Source organism: Actinocatenispora comari (assembly GCF_017312725.1).
GTDB lineage: Bacteria > Actinomycetota > Actinomycetes > Mycobacteriales > Micromonosporaceae > Actinocatenispora > Actinocatenispora comari.
On record NZ_BOPO01000091.1, the window covers coordinates 59,871 to 71,446 of the forward strand.

Here is an 11,576-nt window from a genome sequence, read left to right on the forward strand (position 1 = left end):
GGCCAGGCTCAGAGGGGCGGCTCAGGTGGGGAGGAACAGCGCCTCGAACGGGGCGGCTCCGATGCCGGTGGTGACGTGGCCGGTGCCGGTCATGTCGGCCGCCAGCACCAGGTCACCGGGGCCGAAGCGGCGACGGGCACCGTCGCTGACGGTGACCTCGATGGTGCCGCGCAGCATGATCACCCACTGCTCGACCGGGGCCGGATGCGCGGCGCTGTCGAACGCCGCGCTGCGCACGAACCGCGCGCCGCCGCTCGACGGCAGCGCGCCCAGCTCCATCGGTGGCACCCCGGCGACGATCCGGTGCGACGCCAGCGCGATCTCGTCGTCGCGAAACGCTGACCCGCCGTCCCCGGTACGGACGATCCTCGTGATCCGCACCGCGTCACCCGACGTACTGGTGGTCGGTGCGGATCCGCCCGGCCTCGTCGACGGTGAGCACGTCGGCACCCCCGCCGTCGACCGTGCCGTGCCCGGTGGAGCGCATCGACCAGCGCACCGCGTACACGGCGGGCATCAGGGCGGACGCCTCGTCCACCACGAACAAGTGCTCGCCGGACGCCACGAACATCTGGTACGCGCGGTCCACCCGGCGGCGCAGCGCGTCGTGCCCGCGGACCACCAGCGGCGGTGCCGGGATCGCCAGCTCGGCGGCGGCGTCCCGGATCTGCTGCGGCGGGTGGACGAGGACGTGGACGGCGTCGGGCGCCCAGAGTTCGGTGATGATCGCGGCGCGGGCCGCGGGATCGGGTTCGTTCCACTGTGCGAGGTACCGGTCGGCCAACGTGGTGGCGTCTGTGCTGTGCATGGGGTGAAGTCTGTGGCCGGTCGGGCGGCGTGGCGATTCCCTGGAGGGAATGGTGTTCGCACCGCCGTCGGGTATGAAGGAGCCATGACGAGCACGCTGTCGGGCGGCCGGTTCGCGGCGGAGCTTCGGCTGTGGCGCAACCGGCGCCGGCTCAGCCAGCTGGAGCTGGCGACCGCCGCCGGCACCACCCAGCGCCACCTGAGCTTCCTGGAGCAGGGCAGATCCCGGCCGGGCCCGGCGATGGTGGTCCGGCTGGCCGAGGCGCTGCGGCTGTCGCTGCGGGAACGTAACGCGCTGCTGCACGTCGCCGGCTTCGCCCCGGTGTACCCGGAGTCGGGTCTCGGTGCCGCCGCGCTCGGGCCGGTACGGCACGCGCTCGACACGATCCTGCACGGCCACCTGCCGTACCCGGCGGTCGTGGTCCGGCCATACGGCGAGCTGGTCGCGGCGAACCCCGCGTTCGACGTGCTCACCGCGGGCGCCGACGAGTCGCTGCTGGTACCGCCGGTGAACGTGGTGCGGCTCGCGCTGCATCCGCGCGGCATGGCCCCGCGGGTGGCGAACCTCGCGGACTGGGGCCGGCACATCACCGGCGGGCTGCGCGACCTGCTGCGCCGCAGCCCGGACCCGGCCCTGGCCGCCTTCCTCGCCGAGCTGGACGGGTACCTGCCCGACGCGTCGCCGGGGCCGGAGTACCTGGGCTTCGCCGTACCGTTGCGGCTGCGGGTCGCGGCGGGCGAGCTGCGGTTGATCACCACGCTGACCTCGTTCGCGACCGCGGTGGACGTGACACTCTCGGAGTTGCGGCTGGAGGCGTTCCTGCCCGCCGACGAGGCCACGGCCGAGAGCCTGCGCCGCCGGTACGCGGACGGCCCCGACCCCGCGCCCCCGGCGGCCACCCGCGACACCGGCTGAGAGCGGTCAACCGGCGAGTTGGTCGCGGCGCCGGGTGAGGTAGGCGCGTTCGGCGGGGTTACCGGCCAGAGCGATCGCCTGGTCGTACGCCGCCCGCGACTCGCCGCTTCGCCCGAGCCGACGCAGCAGGTCGGCCCGGGTGGCGTGGAAGGCGTGGTACCCGTCGAGCGCGCCGGCCAGCCGGTCGATTTCGGCCAGCGCGACGCTCGGCCCGTCGACCTCGGCGACCGCGACCGCCCGGTTGAGCCGCACGATCGGCGCGGGGTCGAGCATCGCCAGCCGGTCGTAGAGCGCGACGATCTGGGACCATTCGGTGTCCCGGGCCGACGGGGCGGCGGTGTGCACCGCGTTGATCGCGGCCAACAGCTGGTACCGCCCGGGTGGTTCACCGCCGGCGGCGACGGCCGCGATCCGCTCGCGGACCAGTGCGTGCCCCTCGGCGATCAGGGCACGGTCCCAGGCTCCCCGATCCTGCTCGTCGAGCGTCACCAGCTCACCGGTCCGCGACACCCGGGAGCGCCGCCGCGCGTCGATCAGCAGCATCAGGGCGAGCAGCCCGGTCACCTCGCCGTCGTCCGGCAGCAGGGTGTGCAGCAGCCGGCCCAGCCGGATCGCCTCGTCGGTGAGGTCGACGCGTACCGGGTCGTCTCCCCCGCTGGCCAGGTACCCCTCGTTGAAGACCAGGAACACCACCGACTCCACGCCGGCGAGCCGCTCCCGGATGTCCTCGGCCGACGGCACCCGGTACGGGATGTGCGCTGCCTTGATCTTGGCCTTGGCGCGGGTGATCCGCTGCGCGATCGTGGTCTCCCGCACCAGGTACGCGTGCGCGATCTCGGCGACGGTGAGCCCGCCGAGCAGCCGCAGGGTGAGCGCCACCCGGGCCTCCACGGCGAGCGCCGGGTGGCAGCAGGTGAACACCAGCCGCAGCCGGTCGTCCTGGACCGGGCCGGTCGGTTCGGGTGGGGTGTGGTCGGACAGCATCTGGGCCGCCTGGTGCCTGGCGTCGCGCTGGGACTCGCGACGGATCCGGTCGATCGCCTTGCGCGTCGCGGTGGTGACCAACCAGCCGCCGGGATTGGGCGGTACGCCGTCGCGCGGCCACCGCTCGACCGCCGCCACGAACGCCTCGGCCGTCGCCTCCTCGGCGACGTCGAGATCGCCGAACCGGCGCGCGAGCCGGCCCACCACCCGCGCCCACTCCTCGTGGTGAACGCGGGTGATCGCCTCCTCGACGGGCCCGCCGACCCCGGTTTCAGCAGGTCGCCCGCCGGTCACGGGCTCGGCAGGCCGCCGGCCGGTCACGGGCTCGGCAGGTCGCCGGCCGGTCACGGCTTCGGCAGGTCGCCGGCCGGTCACGGCTTCAGCAGGTGCGGGAACGAGTCCTCGGTCTGGAACGGGCGCACCTCGATCCTGCCGCGGCACGCCTTCGACCCCTCGGCCGCGAGCGCCAGCGCCCTGTCCAGATCCGGCGCCTCGACGACCCAGAAGCCGCCGAGGTACTCCTTGGCCACCAGGTACGGGCCGTCGGTGAGCACGGGCGTCGCGCCGTGGCCGTCGACGGTGGTGGCGGTCGTCGCGGGTGCCAGCCCGCCGGCGAAGACGAAGTGCCCCTCGCGCTGCAGCCTCTCGGTGAAGGCAGCGGTGTCGGCGAACGCCTGCAGCATCGCGTCCTGGGACGGGTAGTTGCCGAGCTCGCCGGGTTCGGCCGGCCCGTGGACCGACAGCAGGTAGCGCGGCATCGTGCTCACCTCCCCGCGGCGCCGGGGCGACCGACGTGCCCGGGGCCGGGGAACCGGTGCACCTCCTGCGGCCAGTCGAGTGCCGTGGTCAGCCGCCCCGCCCAGTACCGGGCGGTCTCGTCGTCGGGGACGTCCACGATACACAGGCCGCCCAGGTGTTCCTTGCTCTCGACGTACGGGCCGTCGGTGAAGACGGGTTCGCCGTCGACCGCCGCCACGCTGCACAGCGCCGTCGACCGGTCGAGCGCTCCGTTGGTGAAGATCAGTACGCCCTCGGCCCGCATCTCCGCGAGCACGGCCCGGCTGGCGACGCCCTTCGCCCCGATCTGCTCCTCGGTGTGTTCGGGCACCCACTCGTCGTTGAACGCAATCAGGTACTCCGGCACGATCGTCCCCTTTCGTCGGTGCGCGAGGGCCGGTCGGCTCCTCGTACCGGCGGCCCGGCCGGCCACCGCACACCGGTTCCACGAACGCACACCCCTCGGTACGACACCGTCCCGCAGATTCTCTCCGGTATCCACCCGCGCGGCGGGCCGGCGTCGTCGTTCGTCGAACCGACCGGACCGCACCGGTGACGGGACGCGGGGCCCGCTACGGCGCGGTCACGGGCGGACGACGGCGATCGGGCAGCTCACCCGGGACAGCAGCGAACGGCTGGTGGAGCCGAGCAGCATCCGGGCGAACCCGCCGCGCCCGCGCGAGCCCACCACGAGCAGCGCCGCCCCCTCGGCCTGTTCGAGCAGCTGGGACGCCGGCGATCCGTACCCGAGGGCCGACCGGACCGGCACGTCGGGATGCTTCGGCTGCCATTCGGCCAGCGACTCCGCCAGCAGCCGCCGTTCCTGCCCGGCCATCTCGTCGAAGTCCAGGAACATCGGGACGCGGTTGGGGCCGTCCAGCCCCGGCGCCAGCCAGGCCCGCACCGCGACCAGTTCGGTACGGCGGCGGGACGCCTCGTCGAACGCGAACTCGACGGCGGCCTGCGACACCGCGGAACCGTCCGTGCCGACCACCACCGGGCCGTCCACCGCCGGTTCGTCCGGCACGATCACGACGCTGCCGGTCGCGTAGGTCGCCACCTGGTCGCTGACCGAGCCCAGCAGCATCCCGGCCAGGGCCCCCCGGCCGCGCTGCCCGACCACGGTCAGGGCCGCCGCACCGCTGCCCTCGACCAGCGCCTTGGCCGGTTCCTCCTCGACGAAGTCCTCCGTCACCGACACGTCCGGGAACTCGGCACGCACCGCGTCGGCCTGCTCGATCAGCCGCTCCCGGGCATCGTCCCGCAGGACGGTCAGCTCGGGCAGCTGGCCGCCCGAGATCACCGAGTACAGCTGGATCGGCCAGACGAACGCCGTCACGATCCGCAGCGGCAGCTGCCGCGACGCCGCCGCCTGCGCCGCCCATCGCACGGCCCGCAAGCTCGCCGCCGACCCATCCATGCCGACGAGAACCGGATCCGGCATCACGATCACCCCGATGTTCGCGCCCGCGGGCCCACGCCCGATGTTCGCGCCCCGCGACCCCACGGCCGGGCGCTGCCCACCCTCCCCCACGATGGTGGTCCGCACGGCGGCACGCCGCCGCGGGAACCGGAATCTTTCCGGATGCCGGCGACCGCCCGGTACCTGCTCCGGCGGCGAACCGGATGCCCGGCCTGAGCGGTGCCGAACCGGACGGCCGGCACGGCGGGCCCCGGCCCGGCCCAGCAGCGCGCGGGCGGTCGTGCGGTGCCCGGCTCGTCCGGACGTATCGCCACGATCCGGCGAGCGGCCGGTCTAGGCTTCCTGTCGGGAACGAGAGAGCCGACCGAGGCCGCCTCGCCGACCGGACTGCACCCGCCCGGCGTGCCGAACAGGTACACAGCACGATGCGGTGCAAGCGATCGCGAGGCGTGGAGGCGAGCGATGCTTGACCCCGATCCGGAGTTTCGGACGATCCGACGGCGCGACGGGTACCTGCCGCTGGAGGACCTCGGTCTGATCGGCGACGGCGCGACCGCGGCGCTGGTCGGGCTGGACGGGTCGATCCCCTGGCTGTGCCTGCCCGACTTCGGCTCCGACCCGCTGTTCTGCGGCCTGCTCGACCGCACCCGCGGCGGCGAGTTCACCGTCGCGCCGGAAGGCATCCGGCAGGCTCGGCAGTTCTACGAACCGGACACCGCGGTGCTGGTCACCGAGATGGTCACCGACACCGGGCGGGTACGGGTGACCGACGCGCTGGCGCTGCGGCCCGGCGCCGACCTCAGCGACGACGCGCCCGCGCAGCGCGCCGAGCTGGTGCGCTCCGCGGTCGTCACCGACGGCGACGTGCGACTGCGGGTGGACGTGCGGCCCCGCGGCGGCGCGCACGTGCGGACCCTGTTCAGCGGGTTGGAACTGGGCGTACCGGGACGGCCGGACCTGCGCCTGCACCTGCGTTCCAGCCGGCCGCTGGACGGCCTGACCGGCGCCTACGACCTGCACCGGGGCGACCGGCTCGACCTGGTGCTGTCCTGGCGCCGGTACCACCGGCACCACCGGTTCGACGCGGCGACGATGCTGCGGGACACGGCCGAGGCGTGGCGCCGGTGGATGCGCCGGTTCAACTACGACGGGCCACAGGAGCAGATGGTGCGCCGGGCGGCCATCACCCTGAAGCTGTGCGACGACTGGGTGAACGGATCGCTGGTCGCCGCGCCCACCTCCTCGCTGCCCGCGCCGATCGGCGGCGTGCGCAACTGGGACTACCGGTACGTGTGGATCCGGGACGCGTCGTTCGCCGTGTTCGCGTTGCGCCGCATCGGTTTCGCCGACGAGGCGGACGCGTTCCTCGGTTGGGTGCTGGACGCGTTCGAGCAGAGCCGGGTGCCGCGCATCATGTACACGCTGTCCGGCGAGGCGGTGCCGGACGAGGTCGAGGACGCCCAGCTGGAGGGGTACCGCCGCTCCGCCCCGGTGCGGTGGGGCAACGGCGCGGCCGACCAGCGCCAGCACGACGTGTACGGCGAGGTGCTGGACTGCGCGGATCAGTGGCTGCGCGCCGGCGGCGAGCTGGAACCGGCGCTGTGGGGCGGTCTGGCCGGCCTCGCCGACACCGCGGGCGACGCGTGGCGCCATCCCGACCAGGGCATCTGGGAGGTACGCAGCGAGGGCCGGGTGTTCACCTACTCGGCGGCGATGTGTCAGGTCGCGCTCGACCGCGCGGCGACCATCGGGGAACGGCTCGGCCTGCCGGGACCGGTGGCCGGCTGGCGGGCGGCCGCCGACAAGCTGCGCCAGGCGATCCTGGACCAGTCGTGGGACGACGGGGCCCGGACCTTCCGGGAGCACCTGGACGGCACCGGCGGCCTGGACGCGAGCCTGCTCGCGCTGCCGCTGCGCCTGGTGGTACCGGTGGACCATCCGCGGATGGTGGCCACCACCGACACCATCGCCGAGCGGCTGTCGGCCGGCAACGGGCTGCTCTACCGGTACCTGCACGAGCAGTCCACCGACGGGATCCCCGGTGACGAGGGCGCTTTCCTGCTGTGCAGCTTCTGGCTGGTGGACAACCTGGCCGGGCAGGGCCGCGTCGAGGAGGCGGAGCAGCTGTACGACTCGCTGTGCGAGCGGGCGTCCCCGCTGGGCCTGCTGTCCGAGCAGATCCACCCGACGACCGGCGAGTTCATGGGCAACTTCCCGCAGGCGTTCAGCCACATCGGGGTCATCGCCAGCGGGGTGAACCTGGCGCGGGCCCGGCAGCGGAAGGCGGCAGGCGGATCGACCGGCTCGTCGTGTTCGGTGGTACCGGCGACCTCAACGCCCGGTACCTGCTGCCGGGGCTCGCGGCGCTGCGTGCGGCGGGGCGGTTGGGCGACCGGTTCCGGGTCACCTGCGCCGATCGCAGCGAGTGGGACACCGAACGGTTCCGCGGGTGGGCCACCGAGCAGCTGGACCGGTACGGGGACGCCTCGCCCGCCGACGCGCGACGGGCGGTGGTGGCGTCGGCCGACTTCCGCCGCTGCGACGTCACCGACGCCGACAGCGTCGCCGCGCTGGTGGCCGGTGGTGGCCAGGTCGCCGTCTACCTGGCCCTGCCGCCGGGGCTGTTCGGCACCGCGGTCACCTCGCTGGGCCGGGCCGGCCTGCCGCCGGGCAGCCGGATCGTGCTGGAGAAGCCGTTCGGCGAGAACCTGGCCGACGCCCAGCGGCTGAACCGGCTGCTGGCCGACCTGGTACCGGAGGACGCGGTGTTCCGGGTCGACCACTTCCTCGCCATGTCCACGGTGGAGAACATTCTCGGCGTCCGGCTCGCCAACCGGGTGCTCGAACCGCTGTGGAACAGCACCCACATCGCCGCGGTGGACATCGTCTGGGACGAGCGGCTGACGCTGGAAGGCCGCGCCGGCTACTACGACGGGGCCGGCGCCCTGAAGGACATGGTGCAGAACCACCTGCTGCAGCTGCTGTGCCTGGTGGCGATGGAGCCGCCGGTCAGTCTCGGCGAGCGCGACCTGCGCGACCGCAAGCTGGACGTGCTGCGCACGATCCGGCCGTTCACCGCGGCCGACGTCGCCCGGCGCACCCGGCGAGGGCGGTACCTGGCCGGCCGGATCGGCGACCGGGACGTGCCCGCGTACGCCGCCGAGGACGGCGTCGACCCGGACCGCCGGACCGAGACGTTCGCGCAGCTCGAACTGGAGCTGGACAGCTGGCGCTGGTCGGGCACCACGTTCCGGCTGCGCACCGGCAAGGCGCTGGGCAGCGACCGGATGGAGGTCGCCGTCCGTTTCCGGCCGGTACCGCACCTGCCGTTCGGCCACGACGGCGAGGTCCGGCCGAACGTGCTGCGGTTCGGCCTGGCGCCGGAGGACATGACGCTGGATCTGACCGGCACCGGCTCGACCGCACGTACCTTCGCCCCGGTACGGCTGGCCGCGCGGATGCCGCCGCCCGACCTGCCGCCGTACGGGCGGGTGCTGCTCGACGCGCTCACCGGCGATCCGGCGCTGTCGATCCGCGGCGACGAGGCGGAGGAGTCCTGGCGGGTGGTGGAGCCGGTCCTGGCCGGGTGGTCGGCCGACACCATCCCGCTGTACGAGTACCCGGCCGGCTCCGACGGGCCGGTTCCCTGACCGCGCAGGGGATCCGGCAGGTGCGCGGGATGGCGACGGAAGAGAGGTTCGATGGACACCGACCGCCCCCAGCTGCGCAGCCAGCGGCTGCGCCTGGTCAACCACCAGGGCGACGCGCTGCGGCTGGGCATGAACTGGACCGAGGAGGACCTCGGCAAGCCGCAGGTCCTGGTGGACAGCGCCTACGGGATGGGCCACCCGGGCACGTTCCACTTCCGCGAGCTGGTCGACGAGGTCAGCAACGGCGTGTACGAGGCGGGCGGCAAGCCCGGCGTGTTCGCCGTCAGCGACATCTGCGACGGGGTCGTCCAGGCCACCAACGGGATGAGCTACTCGCTGATCTCCCGCGACATCATGGCCGCGATGGTGGAGATCCACGCGCTGGGCCATCCGCACGACGGCATGGTGCTGGTCTCCGGCAACGACAAGTCGGTACCGGCGCACCTGCTCGCCATCGCCCGGTGCAACCTGCCGGCCATCCACCTGCCCGGCGGTACCCAGCTGAACGCGCCCGACTACGTCACCTCCAACCAGATGTGGGAGATGGGCGCCGCGGTGGAACGCGGCGAGCTGCCCCGCGAGGACCTGCAGAGCGCCCAGCGCGGCGCCTGCCCGACCTGCGGCGCCTGCCAGTTCATGGGCAGCGCCAGTACCGGTCAGGTCCTGGCCGAGGCGCTGGGACTGGCGCTGCCGGGCTCGGCGCTGGTCCCGGCGCCGCTGACCAAGCTGCTGCGGTACGCCCGCGCCAGCGGCAAGCAACTGGTCGACCTGATCCGGCGCAACCTGACGCCGCGGGAGATCCTGACCCGGGAGGCGTTCGAGAACGCGGTCGTACTGCACGCCGCGATCGGCGGCTCCACCAACGCGCTGCTGCACCTGCCCGTGATCGCCCGGGAGGCCGGCGTCGAGCTGACCATCGACGACTTCGACCGGATCCACCGCCGGGTGCCGGTGCTGGCCAACGTCAAGACCACCGGCCGCTACCCGGTCGAGTACTTCTGGTACGCCGGCGGGGTTCCCGCGGTGATGCTGGAGTTGCGGGAGATGCTGCACCTGGAAAGCCTGACGGTCACCGGCAAGACGCTGGGCGAGAACCTGGACGAGATCGAGCACGACCCGTTCTTCTTCCGCGAGCGGCTGGGCTACCTCAACAACTACAAGATCGCCCGGGACGAGATCATCCGGCCGCGGTCCGACCCGTTCGCCGACGACGGTGGCCTGGCCATCCTGTACGGCAACCTGGCGCCGGACGGCGCGATGATCAAGACGTTCTCGGTGCCGCAACAGATGCACACCCACGTCGGCCCGGCCCGGGTCTTCGACTTCGAGGACGAGGCGGTGCACGCGCTGCTGCAGCGGCAGGTCTCCCCCGGCGACGTCCTGGTCATCCGGTACGAGGGGCCGCGCGCCAACGGCATGCCGGAGATGTACTACGCGGCCGCGATCCTGTCCGCCGACCCGGCGCTCAACACCACCACCGCGATCGTCACCGACGGCCGCTACTCGGGCGCCATGAAGGGTCCGTGCGTCGGGCACGTGGCGCCGGAGGCGCTCGACGGCGGAGCCATCGCGCTGGTACAGGACGGCGACCTGGTCGAGATCGACATTCCGGCACGCCGGCTGGCGGTCGTCGGTGTCGACAACGAGCGCCGCCCGGCCGACGAGATCGACGCGGTACTCGCCGAGCGACGCGAGGTCTGGCGGGCGCCGGCGCCGCGGCACGAGACCGGCATCCTCTCGCTGTACTCGCGGGTCGCCGGCAGCAGCCGGGACGGCGCGCCGATGAGCTGACGGGCGGCAGCGGGAGACAGCGAACCGAGCGCGGGAAGGTGATCGAGCATGACCGAGCAGGGCACGCTCACCGTGGTCGTCGCCGACCACGACTTCGGCGAGGTGGACATCGAACGCGGCATCATCGAACGCGCCGGCTTCCGGCTGGTGGCCGCCGACTGCAAGACCGAGGACGACGTGATCGCCGCCGCCCGCAACGCCGACGCGGTCTTCGCCCAGTACGCGACGGTCGGGGCCCGGGCCATCGCCGCGTTCACCCGCTGCCGGGTGATCGCCCGGTACGGCACCGGGGTGGACATCGTCGACGTCGACGCCGCGACCCGGCACGGGATCCTGGTGACCAACGTGCCGAACGACTGGTGCCGGGACGAGGTCGCCGACCATGCCATGGCGCTGCTGCTCGCGGCCGCCCGCCGGATCGGCACGTACGACCGGGCCACCCGGGCCGGCGTCTGGCGCTGGCAGTCGGGCGAGCCGATCCACCGGATGCAGGGCCGGCTGATCGGGCTGCTGTCGTTCGGCGCGATCGCGCAGGCGATCGCGGTGCGGGCGCGCGCGTTCGGGATGGGCGTGATCGCGCACGACCCGTACCTGGCGCCGGCGGAGATCACCGCGCACGGTGCCACCCCGGTGTCGTTCGACGAGCTGCTCGACCAGTCGGACTACCTCGTCGTGCAGGCGCCCCTGACCGACCAGACGCGCCACCTCATCGGCGAGCCGGAGCTGCGCCGGATGAAGTCGACGCTGATCCTGGTCAACACCGGGCGCGGGCCGATCGTGCGCGACCATGCGCTGTACCGGGCGCTGAGCGAGGGCTGGATCGCCGGCGCCGGCCTGGACGACATCGAGGAGGAGCCCGGCAAGCAGCGCGACTGGTCCCCGAGCAACCCGCTGTTCGGCCTGGACAACGTGATCGTCACCCCGCACGCCGCCTACTACTCCGAGGAGGCGATGCGGACCGTCCGCGAGTTCGCCGCGCACGAGGTGGTCCGGGTGTTGACCGGGCAGGCGCCGCTGTCGCCGGTCAACGCGGACGAGCTCGCGGCCGCCCACCCGCGCTGACCGGCCGGCGGCTCGACGAACTCGGGGCCGCCCGCCCGCGCCGAGACCGGCGAACGGGCGGCGAGACGGTCAGCGGCGGCCGGCGCTGAACGACGCGGCGCTGTGCCCGGACCCCGACGGGCGGGAACGACCGTTGCGCTGACCAGCACCGCCGCCGGTACGCTGC

10 protein-coding genes and 1 pseudogene are annotated in these 11,576 nt (G+C 73.5%); 5 read left to right on the forward strand and 6 right to left on the reverse strand.

Going from position 1 to position 11,576, the window contains the following annotated elements:
* Positions 1-21: 21 nt before the first annotated feature.
* Together NUM_RS23580 and NUM_RS23585 are read right to left on the reverse strand one after the other, a co-directional pair.
* Positions 22-381, reverse strand: coding sequence for a cupin domain-containing protein (locus tag NUM_RS23580; protein ID WP_207127105.1), 360 nt, complete (start codon positions 379-381; stop codon positions 22-24).
* Positions 382-385: 4 nt separating this feature from the next.
* A complete protein-coding gene (locus tag NUM_RS23585; protein WP_207127106.1) occupies positions 386-808 on the reverse strand; it encodes a nuclear transport factor 2-like protein in 423 nt (140 codons plus the stop codon).
* Between the two features lie 84 nt (positions 809-892).
* Here NUM_RS23585 and NUM_RS23590 point away from each other — a divergent pair, with 84 nt between their 5' ends.
* On the forward strand, positions 893-1,723 hold the full coding sequence (locus tag NUM_RS23590) for a helix-turn-helix domain-containing protein (protein ID WP_207127107.1): 831 nt from the start codon (positions 893-895) through the stop codon (positions 1,721-1,723).
* Between the two features lie 6 nt (positions 1,724-1,729).
* Here NUM_RS23590 and NUM_RS23595 read toward each other — a convergent pair whose 3' ends face one another.
* The 4 genes from NUM_RS23595 to NUM_RS23610 form a co-directional block, all read right to left on the reverse strand.
* The gene (locus tag NUM_RS23595) at positions 1,730-3,001 is read right to left on the reverse strand and encodes an RNA polymerase sigma factor (protein ID WP_207127108.1); all 1,272 of its coding nucleotides are present in this window, start codon (positions 2,999-3,001) and stop codon (positions 1,730-1,732) included.
* Between the two features lie 77 nt (positions 3,002-3,078).
* Positions 3,079-3,465 (reverse strand): YciI family protein, encoded by a 387-nt coding sequence (locus NUM_RS23600; RefSeq protein ID WP_225918797.1) that lies wholly within the window; start codon positions 3,463-3,465, stop codon positions 3,079-3,081.
* Between the two features lie 5 nt (positions 3,466-3,470).
* Entirely contained in the window at positions 3,471-3,851 is a 381-nt protein-coding gene (locus tag NUM_RS23605) for a YciI family protein (protein WP_207127109.1), read from the reverse strand.
* Positions 3,852-4,067: 216 nt separating this feature from the next.
* Positions 4,068-4,928: a universal stress protein gene (locus NUM_RS23610; RefSeq protein ID WP_207127110.1), complete on the reverse strand. Its 861-nt coding sequence runs from the start codon at positions 4,926-4,928 to the stop codon at positions 4,068-4,070.
* 441 nt (positions 4,929-5,369) lie between these two features.
* Between NUM_RS23610 and NUM_RS23615 the strand changes: the two are divergent.
* The 4 genes and pseudogenes from NUM_RS23615 to NUM_RS23625 all read left to right on the forward strand — a co-directional run.
* Positions 5,370-7,142 (forward strand): annotated as a pseudogene (locus NUM_RS23615) (glycoside hydrolase family 15 protein); the annotation flags it as partial.
* 74 nt (positions 7,143-7,216) lie between these two features.
* Entirely contained in the window at positions 7,217-8,557 is a 1,341-nt protein-coding gene (locus NUM_RS37330) for a glucose-6-phosphate dehydrogenase (RefSeq protein ID WP_263975138.1), read from the forward strand.
* 51 nt (positions 8,558-8,608) lie between these two features.
* Positions 8,609-10,348 (forward strand): dihydroxy-acid dehydratase, encoded by a 1,740-nt coding sequence (gene ilvD / locus NUM_RS23620; protein ID WP_207127112.1) that lies wholly within the window; start codon positions 8,609-8,611, stop codon positions 10,346-10,348.
* 48 nt (positions 10,349-10,396) lie between these two features.
* Positions 10,397-11,410 carry a C-terminal binding protein gene (locus NUM_RS23625; protein ID WP_207127113.1) on the forward strand — a complete coding sequence of 338 codons (1,014 nt, stop codon included), beginning with the start codon at positions 10,397-10,399 and terminating at the stop codon, positions 11,408-11,410.
* The last annotated feature ends 166 nt before the right edge of the window (positions 11,411-11,576 follow it).